Here is a 13,938-nt window from a genome sequence, read left to right as displayed (position 1 = left end):
CCTACATTTAAACTACTAAACATAAACGCATGCTCATATATAATGTTACCATCAATATAGATGAAAGTGTTCATGATGAATGGTTGTCATGGATGCGGGACAAACATGTCCCGGATATGTTGTCCACAGGGAAATTTTCACATGCTAAAATGACCAAAGTTTTAGTGGAAGAAGATATGGGCGGCATTACCTACTCGGTACAGTATACTACCCAAGACCGCAGAACCTTGGAATCCTACTACAAAGAAGATGCAGACCGTTTGCGTGCCGAAGGGCAAAAGTTGTTCCCCAATAAATTTGTTGCCTTTAGGACAGAACTTGAAGTGATAAGCCAACAAATTCCATAGCCTTTTGAATTATCTCTTCACCTACGGTACACTACAGGACCTCCAGGTTCAGCAATACATTTTTGACCGAATCCTTAGTGGGCGGCAAGATCATTTGCTTGGATTCAAACGCTTGGAAAATGCTATTTATGATAGATATCCGTTGGTAATCCAGACCAATGATACAATAGATAAGGTTATGGGAATGATCTATGAGGTCACCGAGGAAGATTTAAGAAGGGCAGATATTTATGAAACCAATGCTTATACAAGGAATTTATTTCTGCTGGAATCTGGTATAGAAGCATGGGTATATGTTAAAAATTCCGAGTAACTTGCAAAAAAACCTCCGGTGTCCAAAAAAAATAAAAAGAAGCTTGCCAACGGTAAGTTCAAAAAAGTGTGGAGTGGACAAGAAGAAGGTCAAGTTCAGGCCAAAAAACACTTGGGCCAACACTTTCTGAAAGACGAGAATATTGCAAAAAAAATAGCGGATACCCTTTCGCTTGAAGGTTATACAAATGTGCTCGAAATAGGTCCGGGCATGGGGGTGTTGACCAAATACCTGCTGCTTCGAGGAATGGATTTGGTAGCCATGGACTTGGATGAAGAATCCATAGTATATCTCAATCACAGCTTTCGATTGGAACACTCTGAAGTTTTTGAGAAAAACAACAGGCTTAATATCATTGAAGCAGATTTTCTAAAATTTGATTTGAAACAATTGTATGGTGAAGAGCAGTTTGCCATCACAGGAAACTTTCCATACAATATCTCTAGCCAGATTGTTTTCAAAATGTTGGAAATGCGACAACAGATTCCAGAATTTTCAGGCATGTTCCAGAAAGAAGTTGCGCAACGTATCTGTGAAAAACCGGGAAGCAAAACCTATGGAATACTCTCTGTTTTGGTCCAAGCTTTCTATGATGCTGAGTACTTGTTCACGGTTTCTCCACAAGTCTTTGACCCTCCTCCAAAGGTACAATCTGGTGTACTTCGTCTCACCCGAAAAAAAGAGATGAAATTGCCTTGTGATGAGCACTTATTTTTTAAAGTGGTGAAAAGTGCTTTCAACCAAAGGAGAAAGACCATCCGCAACAGCCTCAAAACCTTTAATCTATCTGATAATCTAAAAGAAGATACTATCTTTGACCAGCGCCCGGAGCAGCTCAATGTAGCTGATTTTATAACGTTGACACAGAAGATAGCCAATGATCCCGTTTAAACTCACAGAAGAGCTTCTTGAAGAGATTCAACAACTGATAGCGGATAAAAAAAATACCGCCCTTCGGTCGATGATGAAGGAATTCCACTATGCGGATATTGCTGAAATAGCCGATGAGCTCCACGTAGAAGACGCTACCTACCTTATTAAATTACTGGACAGCGAAAAGACCTCCGATATTCTTGCAGAAATGCACGAGGACAATCGGGAGGCAGTTCTGAACAACCTTACCGCCAAAGAAATTGCAGAAGAGTTGGAAGAGTTGGATACAGACGATGCTGCCGATATCATTAATGAACTTCCCAAAGAAATTGTAAAAGAGGTCATTGCTGAAATTGAAGATAAGGAACACGCCAAGGGCATTGTTGAACTTCTACGATATGACGAGGATACTGCAGGTGGACTGATGGCCAAAGAGTTGGTAAAAGTGAATGAAAACTGGAACGTGCTTACCTGTGTAAAGGAAATGCGTACACAAGCAGAAAATGTGACCCGCGTTCATTCTATTTATGTAGTGGATGATGAGGACAAACTTAAAGGAAGACTTTCCCTTAAAGATTTATTGACCACTTCCACCAAAACACACATCAAAGATGTGTATATCCCCAAAGTCGATTATGTCAACGTCAACGAAAAAGCGGAAGATGTTGCAAAAATTATGTCGAAGTATGACTTGGAAGCCATACCTGTAGTGGATGAAATTGGTAGATTAGTCGGTAGGATCACCATTGATGATATTGTGGATGTAATTCGGGAAGAAGCAGATAAAGATTACCAATTGGCCGCAGGTATTTCACAAGATGTAGAAGCAGATGATAGTATTTGGGAACTTACACGAGCCAGATTACCTTGGTTGATTCTAGGCCTTTTTGGTGGTTTGGGGGCAGCTGCTATTATGGGGAGTTTTGAGGAAATGATCTCTAAACATGCTATTCTCTTTTTCTTCACACCATTGATTGCTGCCATGGCCGGAAATGTTGGTGTACAATCCAGTGCCATAATTGTTCAGGGGCTTGCCAATGATGATCTCAAAGGCAGCATTAGTAATCGATTGGCAAAAGAAATGTTATTGGCTTTACTCAATGGGCTCATCCTAGCGGTTTTGCTCTTGGGATTTACTTGGGCCTGGAAAGGCGCTTTTAATACTGCGGTTGCAATTTCTCTATCTTTAGTTGTGGTGATTGTTGTTGCCGGGCTCATCGGCACCTTTATCCCTCTTTTTTTGCATAAAAGAAATATTGACCCGGCTATTGCCACTGGTCCCTTCATCACAACAAGCAACGATATCTTTGGAATCCTGATCTACTTTTGGATTGCCAAATTGATTCTGGGGATTTAATAATTTCTGTTATGAAAACCATCAATCTCAAACAAAAACATGCCGAATTTTCCAAACAATGGCATCCGCATCAAATAGCCGTTGTGGATAATATGCAGGTACTTTTGGCAAAGCTGCAAGGAGAATTTGTTTGGCATGCCCATAAAGACGAAGATGAATTGTTCCAGGTCATCAAAGGGACACTTTATATGCAATTTAGAGACAGAACAGAGGTGGTCAATGAAGGTGAAATTATTGTGGTGCCCAAGGGAGTGGAACACAATCCCATGACCAAAAATAACGAGGAAGTTCATGTCCTCTTGTTTGAAAAACTGTCCACGGCTCACACCGGCGAAGTGCAACATGAAAAAACACAGACAGAATACCCCAAAATATAGGAGTTGTATATTTGGCCCCATGAAAGTTCTCCATCTGGATACCAACCACCCCCTTCTACTAGAGCAGCTTGCTGAATTAGGTTTTGAAAATCACGAAGATTATGATTCTTCCAAAGAAGCCCTCGAAAAAAAAATCCATTTATATGATGGATTGATTATTCGTAGCAGGTTCACTTTGGACCAAAAGTTTCTGGACAAAGCCACCAATTTGAAATTTATTGGTAGAGTTGGTGCAGGATTGGAAAACATTGACACTCGGTACGCCAAGGAAAAGAACATCTTTTTGGCTTCGGCACCCGAAGGTAACCGAAATGCCGTTGGCGAGCATACCTTGGGCATGTTATTGTCTTTGATGAATAAGATGTACAAAGCAAACCGAGAAGTGAAAAAAGGCAAATGGGACCGTGAAGGAAATCGAGGATTGGAGTTGGATGGCAAAACCGTGGGCATTATTGGCTATGGAAATATGGGAAAGGCCTTTGCCAAAAAATTGCAGGGTTTTGATGTGGAAGTCATCTGCTTTGATATTGTTGGAGGTGTTGGCGATGAAAATGCCAGACAGGTGGGCATTATGGAATTTCAACAAAAATCCGATGTGGTCAGCCTGCATGTTCCCCAGACCGAACTTACCATTGGAATGGTGAACATGGAATTTATCAATGGATTCCACAAACCATTTTGGCTGTTGAACACTGCAAGGGGCAAATGTGTAATCACCAAGGATCTGGTGACCGGTCTAAAATCAAAGAAAATATTGGGTGCTGGACTAGACGTGCTGGAATACGAAAAAAAGTCCTTTGAAAACATGTTCATGCAAAAACCAAAGGCCTTTAAATACCTTAGAAAAGCCAAAAATGTGGTCCTTACCCCGCATGTTGCAGGTTGGACGGTTGAAAGCAAAGAAAAGTTGGCCCAGACCATTGTGGATAAAATCAAAGCAAGATTTTGCTAACTTGAGAGGGTGAAGAAAACCATTTTTGTTTTTTCAAGCCTGATCGTCTCGCTCCTTGTATTGTTCAAATTGAGCAAGTATTCTTATCTATCGGGAGATATTTCCATTGAAGTCTTAATTGCTGTTATAGCCCTTGTTTTTTTTCTGATCGGCATTTATATCAATCAAAAAAAAGCTATCCCCAATATTGACCAACCCCTTCCCTTCGATTCAAAAAAAGTTGATGGAATAGGGTTAAGCAAACGCGAATATGAAGTATTGGTAGAAATCTCCAAAGGAATGTCCAACAAGGAAATTGCCGAGAAACTGTTTGTTTCTGAAAGTACCGTAAAAACCCATGTTTCCAATCTACTCTTAAAATTGGATGCCAAAAGACGCACACAAGCACTTCAAAAGGCAAAAGAACTTCAAATTCTGCCCAATTAGCTCACATTCAGTCAAAAGTGCCATGGTTTTGGTACTTTAGTATGAGTCCTGCCCCAAGAGGTATAGCTAGTTTTGAAACCATCTAAAACCAATATTTATGAAAAAAACAGTAATTCGATACGGACTTTATGGTGCGGTCACTATCTGCATTCTATTTTTGTTGAGCTGGTTTTTATTAAACGACCTTTCTTTTGCCTCGCAGGAGGTTCTGGGCTACATTGCCATAATTGCCTCACTTATCTTCATTTATTTTGGCATTAAGCATTTCCGCGACAATGAAAATAATGGCAAAGTCAGTTTTAAAAAAGCATTGACCATTGGTGTTGTTATCAGTTTGATCACCGCCTTCGCTTTCGGAATTCTTGATGTTTTCTATGCCAAGGTTTTGAACCCTGATTTTATGACGGAATACTACGGTACTGCTGCAGATAACTTGAAGGCCACTCTTCCAGCAGAAGAATTAGAGGTAAAACTTGCAGAACTTGAATCACAAAAAGAACTTTTTTCCAATCCTCTGCTCTCATTTGCCATTATGTCCATGACCGTCTTTATGATCGGGGTTGTCATCACACTAATTTCCGCTTTGGCATTACAAAGAAAATAACTTATCGATGACCATAGAAGCTAAAACTCCTGATGAATATATTGGCAAACTTCCTCAAGATAGAAAAGAAGCAATTTCCAAACTTCGGGAAACGGTAAAAAATAATCTTCCAAACGGTTTTCTCGAATGCATCAGTTATAAAATGATTGGGTATGTGGTTCCACATGAAATTTATCCCAGTGGGTACCATTGTGACCCAAATCTACCCCTGCCCTTCATCAACATAGCATCGCAAAAACATTTTGTGGCCCTGTACCATTCCGGAATCTATGCCGACAAAAAATTGCACAATTGGTTTGTGACCGAGTATCCCAAACATATAAAAACGAAGTTGGATATGGGCAAAAGCTGCATCCGTTTCAAAAAATTGGAAACCATTCCCTATGAACTGATCGCGGAGCTTTGTCAAAAAATGACCCCTTCGGATTGGATAGCTTTATATGAAAAAAACATTAAGAAATTATGAAAAATAGAGTAACAGGCATTGGCGGTTTCTTTTTCAAGACCAAAGACCCCATCACCATAAAGGAATGGTACAAAAACCATTTGGGATTGAATACAGACCAATATGGTTGTACTTTTTGGTGGAAAGATAAAGAAGGTAACGATTGCTCCACCCAATGGAGTCCATTCAAGGAAGACACTACATATTTTCAACCCAGCGAAAAGCAATTTATGATGAATTTTAGGGTGGAAAATTTAGTCGAACTTTTGGATATATTAAAAAAAGAGGGAGTGACCCTGGTTGGTGAAATAGAAGAATATGACTACGGCAAATTTGGCTGGATTCTGGATCCAGAAGGAAACAAAATAGAGCTTTGGGAACCTGTTGATAAAGCTTTTCTATGAAGTATTGAATTATTTGCTACATTTAGTCCTCGTTTAACCAACACTTTAATATAATGTCTGAAGAAAACAAAGATTTAGGAGACAAAGCTGAAGAAGCATTTGATAAAGCCAAAGAAGCGGCAAAAGATGCCACTGAAGACGCCAAGGAAGCAGCTAGCGACTTTAAAGAAGGTGCTAAAGAAGCTTACGAAGATGTCAAAGAAGCATTAAATCAAGACAATAAAAAAATGCTTGCTGGTATTTTAGCCATTGTTTTGGGCGCATTGGGAATCCACAAATTTATTTTAGGCTACAATAAAGAAGGTATCATAATACTTGTTATTACTTTGGTATTGGGCGTCGTAACTTGTGGCATTGGAGCTTCTGCCATGGGGCTTTTAGGTCTAATTGAAGGTATCATCTACTTAACAAAGTCTGATGAAGAATTCTATAACACATACCAAGTAGGTAAAAAGCCTTGGTTCTAAAAAAATAGCCAGAGAATTTCACTCTGGCTTTTTTATTTTCTATTATTATCGTAATATTGCAATATAAAATTTAATCCTATCTAAATTTATAACCCTTGGGAGTTTCCAAAACACATATTTTCTCCGAAACCCAAAATGAACTCGCTCAAGTGGCCAAGGTTCTGGCACATCCAGCTCGTATAGCCATTTTACAGTATATAAGCAGACAGGAAAATTGTATCTGCAATGATTTGGTGGATGTAATCGGACTGGCCCAACCTACCATTTCGCAACATTTGAACGAAATCAAAAAAATTGGACTTTTAAAAGGAACCTTTGAGGGTAAAAATCTTTGTTATTGTATCAATCAGGAACGCTGGGAGGAATTACAACAATCCTTTCATGTGTTTTTTGCCAATATTAACCATAATTGCTGTTAACTATGAATACATCAGAATTTCTAACACTTTTAAAACAACATCAGGATAAGAGCTTGCTCTTTGAATATTCCGAAGGAAAACTTGTAGGTGCCAACTATCATATTACCGAGGTTAAAAACATAACAATTGACTCTGTTGATTGTGGTGCTGGAACCGATTTTTGGAAGGAAACTATTGTACAACTATGGGAAAGCCCTAAAGAAAAGGACAAAAGGGATTACATGTCCGTTTACAAGGCTCTTAGCATTTTAAAAAAAGTGGATCGCATGAAGTCCATGGTCAGGGATGCTGAAATAAAATTTGAGTATAGCAATGAAGATTTCCATACGGCCCAACTCTTTGTAAATGACCACGCCTTGGACAATCAAAATTTAATCTTGAAGCTTTCTGTTGAAAAAACAGATTGCAAGGCCAAAGAAACTTGTGGGGTTGCTGTTGAAACACCTGAAAAAGAAACTGAAGCTGCCTCTTGTGAACCCGGAAGTGGCTGTTGTTAATCCCTAAACCATGCAAATACGGAACATGACACCCAAGGATTGGGAACAAGTCTCCAAAATTTATGCCGAAGGTATTGAAACCGGCATTGCTACCTTTGAGCTCAGCATCCCAACATACGAAACCTGGGACCAAGCTCATTTGAATCAATGCCGGTTAGTGGCCGAAGAAGGCCAGAACATTTTAGGATGGACGGCTTTATCCCCAGTTTCTAGCAGATGTGTATATGGTGGTGTAGGCGAAGTAAGTGTTTATATTGCAGCAAACAGTCGTGGAAAAGGTGTAGGGAAATCCTTGATGGAAAAACTTATTGAGGAAAGTGAAGCGGCCGGACTTTGGACCTTGCAGTCGGGAGTTTTCCCTGAAAATAAAGCAAGTATCAAACTTCATGAAAAGGTTGGATTCAGATACATTGGAAAACGTGAAAAAGTGGGTAAGATTCATGGGGTTTGGAAGGACAATCTATTATTTGAAAAACGCAGTAAAACCATAGGAATTTAAATCAAATGAAAACAAACCAGTCTATTCTTTTAAATAAGATAGAAGAAACTATTCTAGGTCTTGACATCCAGACCATTTCAACTGAAAGAAAAGAATCATTACAACCTTTGATTACATATATCAAAGACAAAGTACTCTTAAATCAACCTATAAACCTCAACTTTATTTGTACCCATAACTCCAGGAGAAGTCATCTATCTCAAGTTTGGGCACAAACCCTTGCCAATTATTTTGGTTTCAAAAACATTACTTGTTATTCTGGGGGCACTGAAGCCACCGCACTATTTCCAATGGCAGCAGAAACACTCCAAACTACCGGCTTTGAAATAAGTAAACTTTCTGAAACCGACAACCCTGTTTATAGTATTAAATATGCAGAAAACCAGCACCCCATTATTGGTTTTTCAAAAACTTATGACAACGATTTTAATCCAAAATTTGGTTTTGGGGCAATCATGACCTGTGATTCTGCCAACGAAGCCTGTCCAATGGTCATGGGTGCTGAAAATCGTTTTCCCATAACCTATAAAGATCCCAAAGCCTTTGATGGCACTCCTCAACAGGCGGAAAAATACATGGAAAGAAGTATCCAAATCGCTACGGAATTGTTCTATGTGTTTTCACAGGTTAAAACCTCAGAACACGATACTTGATAAAGCAATACGCAACTAAACTCAGATAATTTAGTTAGTTAATGGTGGAAGGGGCATTCCCTTCTACCATTTTTCGTTCCAGCTCTGCCTGAAACTCTTCCATGACCGGTTTGACAGTGCTTTCGGGCAAATCGGCAATTTTTATATACATCAGCCCATCCACCGAATTGTTGAAGAGTGGGTCAACATTAAATGCCACCACCTTTGCATTCTGTTTGATGTACTTCTTGATCAGCACCGGCAAACGAAGGCTCCCAGGTTCCACTTCGCTGATGAGTTTGTCAAACTTGTTCAGGTCAGCTTGGGTCTCATCAAAAACAAACTCCTTGTCAGCATCCTTCAACTGCACCTTAAAATCTTTCTTGGGCCGAATATATTGCGCCACGTAAGGATCCCAATAATTGGATTTCATGAACTCAATCATCAGCGATTTGGAGAAATTGGAAAATTGGTTGCTGATACTTACTCCTCCAATCAAGTATTTATGCTCGGGATGTCTCAAAGTTGTGTGCACAATACCTTTCCATAATAAAAATAAAGGCATGGGTTTTTGCTGATATTCCTTCACAATGTAGGCTCTCCCCATTTCAATGGATTGTTCCATCATTCCATACAGTTCCGGTTCAAAACGGAACAAATCTTGAAGGTAAAAACCATCAATTCCATAGTTTTTGAAAATCTGCGACCCCAACCCCATGCGATAGGCCCCTACAACCATTTTTTCTTCATCATCCCAGAGAAAAAGATGGTGGTAATAGGAATCAAACTTATCTAAATCTATGGCATTATTGGTCCCCTCTCCCACTTCCCTGAAGGTAATCTCCCGTTGCCTCCCTATTTCCTGTAAAATGAAAGGCATGTCTTTTTCCTGTGCCAGATATACCTCATAGTTCTTGCTCTGCAACATTCGGCAATCTTTTTCTCGGAGTTTTTCAATTTCCCCTTCCAGTACTTTTACATTTACTGCTGATGCTATTTTTTTAGGTGATTTCGGAATCTTTAGAGTCGTAGGAACCTTATCAATCAAACGTTCTTTTTCAAAAACATTAGCCAGCAGATACGTTTTTTTGCGAAGCAATTCTGCAAAGGATTCCAAAGTCTCTTCCTGTTGCTGCGACTTTACAGAAATGGGTTGACCAATACGCACCTTAATAGGTCTTCTGCTCTGCGAAGTAACCTCCGAAGGTAGCTTTGCAGTTCTAAAAACATCATTGATTTTAGAAAGTCTATAAAAAAGCCTACTATTTCTCGCATGAAAATAAATGGGAACAACTGGAACTTCTGCTTTGCGTATCAGTTTAATGGCAGCCTCCTCCCAAGGTTTGTCCACCACCAATTTGCCATCTCTGTATGTAGAAACTTCACCAGCAGGAAAAATTCCAAGGGGATGCCCCTCCTTTAAATGCAGCAAAGCATTTTTAAAACCCATGATACTGCTCTTGGCATCTTTATGATTTTCAAAAGGATTAACTGGCATAATATAAGGCTTGATTGGCCCTATACGATGTAAAAGAAAATTAGCGATAATCTTAAAATCTTCTCGTTCCTGAAGCATCAGTTTAAGTAATAACACGCCATCAATACCCCCCAAAGGATGATTACTGATGGTAATGTAGGGGCCCGATTTGGGCAAGCGCTTTAAATCTTCCTCAGGGATTTCAAAATCAATTTCATAATGCTCCAGAATGGACTCTAGAAAATCTGGGCCGTTCAACTCTTTATTTCGATTATAAAAACGATTGATAGAGGTAATTTTGGTAGCCACCATTAGAAGCCATCCCACAAAGGTGCCCAAAAAGCCATATTTGTCAAGATTAATGACCTTAGCTACCTCTTTCGCCGAAACCAACCCCATACAATAAAACATTAGGTAGGTATAAAGATAGAAAATTGTGGGTATTGGGTTTACCCTAATAATGAGGCATTTCTATTTTACGACCAACTGCACAGTCTCTTTTCCTCGCTGCTCCACTAGCACCGATCTCCCATTTTGAAGTAACTTAACTGAATTGTCATCAAAATGACGAATGGTGTAGAGAGAAACATCTTCATGACAGACCACCTTGAACTTCCGTTTTAACTCTTGAAGCAAGGGTTGTAGTCCATTAAACTTATTGTCCAGACAGACAGAAAAGCTAATGGCCGAGTTTTGAATCAAATCAACCTTTAATCTATGATCATGAAAGAGTTTAAAAATATCACTGATATTGTTTTCTACGATGAATGAAAAATCCAAAGAAGATAATTTGACCAACACTTGATTCTTTTTGACAATAAAACAGGGCACTTTGGGTGAAATACCTTGCCCCTTACCAACCGTCGTTCCATTATCTTTTGGGTTTAGAAAGGATTTCACATGAAGTGGAATTTCTTTTCTCTGGAGTGGCTGTAGTGTTTTTGGATGAATCACGGAAGCCCCATAAAAAGCCAATTCAATAGCTTCGCGATAGGAAATTTGATCCAATAGTTGGGTTTCTTCAAAATTTCTCGGGTCTGCATTCAATACGCCCGGCACATCTTTCCAAATGGTTACGGATTCGGCATTGAGGCAATATGCCAAAATAGCCGCTGTATAATCAGACCCTTCCCTACCCAAAGTAGTGGTAAAATTATTGTCATCACTCCCCAAAAACCCTTGGGTAATGTTCAGCTTGGTCATGTCAACCTTTTGGGAGACTTCATTTTGCGTACGTTCCCAATCCACTTGAGCATCCCTATGACTACTATCCGTTTTAATCAAACTACGGACATCAAGCCACTTATTTGCCAATCCTACCTCATTGAGATATGCACTGATAATGGTAGTGGAGACCAATTCACCATATCCAACAACTTGGTCATAAACAAAGGCGTACTTTGGGGACTTGTTCCAGGTCAAAAAACCTTTTACCTCATCAAAAAGTAATTTTACCCTTTCATAAACGGGATGTGAAGTGTTTTCAAATAAATCACCTAAAATTACATTATGATAGTCAATTACTTCTTGTATGGCAAGTAGTAGTTCATCTTTATCATCAAAATAAGATTGAACCACTTTTTCCATGGCATTGGTCATTTTTCCCATTGCCGAAATGACCACCAAAGTATCCTTATAGCCAACCTCCTGTAAAACCCTTACAACATTTTTAACTGCATTGGCATCCTTTACCGATGCTCCTCCAAATTTAAAAACCCTCATTTATCCTATCCTTTCGATATAATTTTCAATTCCTTTTTCATCCAACTGCACCACATCCCAATCTCTCATCACTCTAGCTCCTTTGCTTTCATAAAAGTTGATAGCAGGTTCATTCCAATCCAAAACCTCCCAACATATACGTCTAACACCAATTTTATGGCCGTATCTCACTACCTCATCCAACAGTGCAGTTCCCAAACCGCTACCTCGCATCTTTTCAGAGACTATTAGATCTTCCAAATGAATAACAGGCCCTTTCCAAGTAGAATAACGTGGATATACCAATGCTATTCCCAAAACCTCTCCTCCAACCTCGGCCACAAAACAATGAAATAAACTATTTTCGCCAAAGCCATCCTTCTCCAAATCTTCTTGCGTGACTACAACTGCATCGGGCTCTTTTTCAAAATGAGCCAATTCTTGAATGAGCCCTAAAACCTGACCCATATCTTCTTTTTTTGCTTCTCTGATTGAAAAATCCATAATTGTTACAAATAAAACTCAAAGTTATAAATATCTAAAACTTTACCTGAACGAAATCGTTGTAGTTTCACAAAATGCACGATATTTGTCGCCAAATAAAACACACCATGATGTTCGACCTTCAGCACAAAACCTTAGGGGAATTTATAATTGCTAATCAAGACTCCTTTCAATACACTTCTGGCGAGTTGTCTAGACTGCTAAATGGCATCAGATTGGCCGCAAAAGTTGTCAATCATGAAGTGAACAAGGCTGGTTTAGTTGATATAATTGGTGCTGCTGGCGATGTCAACATTCAAGGGGAAAATCAGCAAAAATTGGATGTGCTGGCCAATGAAAAATTTATCCAAACACTCAAAAACAGGGAAATTGTCTGTGGTATTGCTTCTGAAGAAGAGGATGACTTTATTGCCATCAACAGCAAGGATGAAAATCACCAGAATAAATATGTGGTCTTGATCGATCCTCTGGACGGTTCCTCCAATATCGATGTAAACGTCTCAGTTGGAACTATATTTTCTATTTATAGAAGGGTTACTCCCGTGGGAACTCCTGTTACTCTTGAAGATTTTTTACAGCCCGGTAAAAATCAAATTGCTGCAGGTTATATTATTTATGGAACATCCACCATGTTGGTCTACACTACCGGTGATGGCGTAAATGGCTTTACTTTGAACCCTGCATTGGGGACTTTTTATCTTTCCCACCCCAAAATGGAATTTCCTGAAACTGGAAAAATTTATTCTGTCAATGAAGGAAATTACATTCATTTTCCACCAGGAGTGAAGGATTACATCAAATATTGCCAGAAAGAAGAGGGGGACAGACCCTATACCTCCCGTTACATAGGTTCTTTAGTATCCGATTTTCATCGAAATATGATCAAAGGAGGCATTTACATGTACCCAAAAAGCAGTAAGGCACACAATGGCAAACTCCGCTTATTGTATGAATGCAACCCCATGGCCTTTTTGGCCGAGCAAGCCAATGGCAAAGCAAGTGATGGGCACCAACGCATAATGGAGATACAACCTAAAGAACTTCACGAAAGGGTTCCTTTCTTTTGTGGGAGTAAAAAAATGGTAGAAAAAGCCGAGGAATTTATGGCAAGCTAAAGCTTACTTTTCCATTAAATATTGGTAATCCTCAAAATCTATTTTACCCGTAAAAATGGCAATGGATTTTTTGATGATCTGGTCTGCTTTTTCAGGAGAATATCCCAATCCGATAGCATATTTGAGAATCAATCCCATTTGTTCTTTTTCAACCACATTGTCCGCAAAGGCAATTTCAAAGAAATCAAACAACCTCCTTAATCTTTTCTCACCGCTATGAGGGGTTTCAATAGGGTATTTGTTCTCCTTTTTCATCACCTCTTTGTATTCCGCATCGGTAATGTTCAATCTAAATGCGAATTTATCCAGAGCTGCTTTTTCTTCATCGGTAATAACACCATCGGCGGCGGCCAAACTGGCCAAAGTGGCAAAATGGGCAAGATTTTTTCGCTGCTCTCCGTGTTCGTAAAGATCTAAAATGGGCATATTTGAATTTTTGTGGCACAAATATAAATCTTAAAGTAGAAAGGTTTGCATAATTACCCCCAAAAGAAATTTGTATTTTCATTCATCTTAAAACCCTTAAAGA

At 39.2% G+C, this 13,938-nt stretch carries 20 protein-coding genes; 16 read left to right on the top strand and 4 right to left on the bottom strand.

The features are described 5' to 3' along the window. Positions 1-29: 29 nt before the first annotated feature. From HJC33_RS08395 to HJC33_RS08325, 15 genes are all read left to right on the top strand, one after another. On the top strand, positions 30-347 hold the full coding sequence (locus tag HJC33_RS08395) for a DUF4286 family protein (RefSeq protein ID WP_171658360.1): 318 nt from the start codon (positions 30-32) through the stop codon (positions 345-347). A gap of 4 nt (positions 348-351) precedes the next feature. Then, positions 352-660 (top strand): gamma-glutamylcyclotransferase family protein, encoded by a 309-nt coding sequence (locus tag HJC33_RS08390; protein WP_171658359.1) that lies wholly within the window; start codon positions 352-354, stop codon positions 658-660. A gap of 18 nt (positions 661-678) precedes the next feature. Continuing rightward, positions 679-1,551, top strand: a complete 873-nt coding sequence (gene rsmA / locus HJC33_RS08385; protein WP_171658358.1) for a 16S rRNA (adenine(1518)-N(6)/adenine(1519)-N(6))-dimethyltransferase RsmA — start codon at positions 679-681, stop codon at positions 1,549-1,551. Continuing rightward, the gene (gene mgtE / locus HJC33_RS08380; RefSeq protein WP_171658357.1) at positions 1,538-2,890 is read left to right on the top strand and encodes a magnesium transporter; all 1,353 of its coding nucleotides are present in this window, start codon (positions 1,538-1,540) and stop codon (positions 2,888-2,890) included. Before rsmA ends, mgtE begins: the two co-directional genes overlap by 14 nt. An 11-nt stretch (positions 2,891-2,901) precedes the next feature. Then, positions 2,902-3,267, top strand: a complete 366-nt coding sequence (locus tag HJC33_RS08375) for a cupin domain-containing protein (protein ID WP_171658356.1) — start codon at positions 2,902-2,904, stop codon at positions 3,265-3,267. A 19-nt stretch (positions 3,268-3,286) separates the two neighbouring features. After that, on the top strand, positions 3,287-4,219 hold the full coding sequence (locus tag HJC33_RS08370; RefSeq protein ID WP_171658355.1) for a 2-hydroxyacid dehydrogenase: 933 nt from the start codon (positions 3,287-3,289) through the stop codon (positions 4,217-4,219). Between the two features lie 9 nt (positions 4,220-4,228). Further along, a complete protein-coding gene (locus tag HJC33_RS17480; RefSeq protein WP_171658354.1) occupies positions 4,229-4,645 on the top strand; it encodes a response regulator transcription factor in 417 nt (138 codons plus the stop codon). Positions 4,646-4,742: 97 nt separating this feature from the next. Beyond that, positions 4,743-5,249 (top strand): DUF4199 domain-containing protein, encoded by a 507-nt coding sequence (locus HJC33_RS08360; RefSeq protein ID WP_171658353.1) that lies wholly within the window; start codon positions 4,743-4,745, stop codon positions 5,247-5,249. 7 nt (positions 5,250-5,256) lie between these two features. Next, a complete protein-coding gene (locus HJC33_RS08355) occupies positions 5,257-5,715 on the top strand; it encodes a DUF1801 domain-containing protein (RefSeq protein ID WP_171658352.1) in 459 nt (152 codons plus the stop codon). After that, positions 5,712-6,098: a VOC family protein gene (locus HJC33_RS08350; protein ID WP_171658351.1), complete on the top strand. Its 387-nt coding sequence runs from the start codon at positions 5,712-5,714 to the stop codon at positions 6,096-6,098. Before HJC33_RS08355 ends, HJC33_RS08350 begins: the two co-directional genes overlap by 4 nt. Positions 6,099-6,151: 53 nt before the next feature. Continuing rightward, positions 6,152-6,565 (top strand): NINE protein, encoded by a 414-nt coding sequence (locus tag HJC33_RS08345; RefSeq protein WP_171658350.1) that lies wholly within the window; start codon positions 6,152-6,154, stop codon positions 6,563-6,565. A 95-nt stretch (positions 6,566-6,660) separates the two neighbouring features. Further along, positions 6,661-6,984, top strand: a complete 324-nt coding sequence (locus HJC33_RS08340) for an ArsR/SmtB family transcription factor (RefSeq protein WP_171658349.1) — start codon at positions 6,661-6,663, stop codon at positions 6,982-6,984. A gap of 2 nt (positions 6,985-6,986) precedes the next feature. Then, positions 6,987-7,481 carry a DUF6428 family protein gene (locus HJC33_RS08335; RefSeq protein ID WP_171658348.1) on the top strand — a complete coding sequence of 165 codons (495 nt, stop codon included), beginning with the start codon at positions 6,987-6,989 and terminating at the stop codon, positions 7,479-7,481. A 10-nt stretch (positions 7,482-7,491) separates the two neighbouring features. Next, entirely contained in the window at positions 7,492-7,980 is a 489-nt protein-coding gene (locus HJC33_RS08330) for a GNAT family N-acetyltransferase (protein ID WP_171658347.1), read from the top strand. A 5-nt stretch (positions 7,981-7,985) separates the two neighbouring features. Further along, positions 7,986-8,633 (top strand): low molecular weight phosphatase family protein, encoded by a 648-nt coding sequence (locus tag HJC33_RS08325; protein ID WP_171658346.1) that lies wholly within the window; start codon positions 7,986-7,988, stop codon positions 8,631-8,633. Positions 8,634-8,667: 34 nt separating this feature from the next. Here HJC33_RS08325 and HJC33_RS08320 read toward each other — a convergent pair whose 3' ends face one another. The 3 genes from HJC33_RS08320 to HJC33_RS08310 all read right to left on the bottom strand — a co-directional run bounded on the left by HJC33_RS08320 (position 8,668) and on the right by HJC33_RS08310 (position 12,294). After that, a complete protein-coding gene (locus HJC33_RS08320) occupies positions 8,668-10,488 on the bottom strand; it encodes a GNAT family N-acyltransferase (RefSeq protein ID WP_171658345.1) in 1,821 nt (606 codons plus the stop codon). 72 nt (positions 10,489-10,560) lie between these two features. Continuing rightward, positions 10,561-11,811 (bottom strand): aspartate kinase, encoded by a 1,251-nt coding sequence (locus HJC33_RS08315; protein ID WP_171658344.1) that lies wholly within the window; start codon positions 11,809-11,811, stop codon positions 10,561-10,563. Continuing rightward, positions 11,812-12,294 carry a GNAT family N-acetyltransferase gene (locus HJC33_RS08310; RefSeq protein ID WP_171658343.1) on the bottom strand — a complete coding sequence of 161 codons (483 nt, stop codon included), beginning with the start codon at positions 12,292-12,294 and terminating at the stop codon, positions 11,812-11,814. A gap of 110 nt (positions 12,295-12,404) precedes the next feature. Between HJC33_RS08310 and fbp the strand changes: the two genes are divergently transcribed. Beyond that, positions 12,405-13,409: a class 1 fructose-bisphosphatase gene (gene fbp / locus HJC33_RS08305; protein ID WP_171658389.1), complete on the top strand. Its 1,005-nt coding sequence runs from the start codon at positions 12,405-12,407 to the stop codon at positions 13,407-13,409. A gap of 3 nt (positions 13,410-13,412) precedes the next feature. On the opposite strand, the gene HJC33_RS08300 is transcribed toward fbp, so the two are convergent. After that, positions 13,413-13,835: a tellurite resistance TerB family protein gene (locus HJC33_RS08300; protein WP_171658342.1), complete on the bottom strand. Its 423-nt coding sequence runs from the start codon at positions 13,833-13,835 to the stop codon at positions 13,413-13,415. Between the last annotated feature and the right edge of the window lie 103 nt (positions 13,836-13,938).

It is taken from the genome of Flagellimonas amphidinii (genome assembly GCF_013090115.1).
Taxonomy (GTDB): domain Bacteria; phylum Bacteroidota; class Bacteroidia; order Flavobacteriales; family Flavobacteriaceae; genus Flagellimonas; species Flagellimonas amphidinii.
The sequence above is the reverse complement of the archived record's forward strand: the minus strand, read 5'-3'. Positions and strand labels throughout refer to the sequence as shown.

What these genes read in the sequence shown, in the direction of transcription:
- HJC33_RS08360 (WP_171658353.1), top strand. Translation starts at nt 4,743, where the DNA reads ATGAAAAAAACAGTAATTCGATACGGACTTTATGGTGCGGTCACTATC.
- HJC33_RS08375 (WP_171658356.1), top strand. Translation starts at nt 2,902, where the DNA reads ATGAAAACCATCAATCTCAAACAAAAACATGCCGAATTTTCCAAACAA.
- HJC33_RS08350 (WP_171658351.1), top strand. Translation starts at nt 5,712, where the DNA reads ATGAAAAATAGAGTAACAGGCATTGGCGGTTTCTTTTTCAAGACCAAA.
- HJC33_RS08315 (WP_171658344.1), bottom strand. Translation starts at nt 11,811, where the DNA reads ATGAGGGTTTTTAAATTTGGAGGAGCATCGGTAAAGGATGCCAATGCA.
- HJC33_RS08330 (WP_171658347.1), top strand. Translation starts at nt 7,492, where the DNA reads ATGCAAATACGGAACATGACACCCAAGGATTGGGAACAAGTCTCCAAA.
- HJC33_RS08370 (WP_171658355.1), top strand. Translation starts at nt 3,287, where the DNA reads ATGAAAGTTCTCCATCTGGATACCAACCACCCCCTTCTACTAGAGCAG.
- mgtE (WP_171658357.1), top strand. Translation starts at nt 1,538, where the DNA reads ATGATCCCGTTTAAACTCACAGAAGAGCTTCTTGAAGAGATTCAACAA.
- HJC33_RS08345 (WP_171658350.1), top strand. Translation starts at nt 6,152, where the DNA reads ATGTCTGAAGAAAACAAAGATTTAGGAGACAAAGCTGAAGAAGCATTT.
- HJC33_RS08335 (WP_171658348.1), top strand. Translation starts at nt 6,987, where the DNA reads ATGAATACATCAGAATTTCTAACACTTTTAAAACAACATCAGGATAAG.
- HJC33_RS08355 (WP_171658352.1), top strand. Translation starts at nt 5,257, where the DNA reads ATGACCATAGAAGCTAAAACTCCTGATGAATATATTGGCAAACTTCCT.
- HJC33_RS08300 (WP_171658342.1), bottom strand. Translation starts at nt 13,835, where the DNA reads ATGCCCATTTTAGATCTTTACGAACACGGAGAGCAGCGAAAAAATCTT.
- fbp (WP_171658389.1), top strand. Translation starts at nt 12,405, where the DNA reads ATGTTCGACCTTCAGCACAAAACCTTAGGGGAATTTATAATTGCTAAT.
- HJC33_RS08320 (WP_171658345.1), bottom strand. Translation starts at nt 10,488, where the DNA reads ATGGGGTTGGTTTCGGCGAAAGAGGTAGCTAAGGTCATTAATCTTGAC.
- HJC33_RS08325 (WP_171658346.1), top strand. Translation starts at nt 7,986, where the DNA reads ATGAAAACAAACCAGTCTATTCTTTTAAATAAGATAGAAGAAACTATT.
- HJC33_RS08310 (WP_171658343.1), bottom strand. Translation starts at nt 12,294, where the DNA reads ATGGATTTTTCAATCAGAGAAGCAAAAAAAGAAGATATGGGTCAGGTT.
- HJC33_RS08395 (WP_171658360.1), top strand. Translation starts at nt 30, where the DNA reads ATGCTCATATATAATGTTACCATCAATATAGATGAAAGTGTTCATGAT.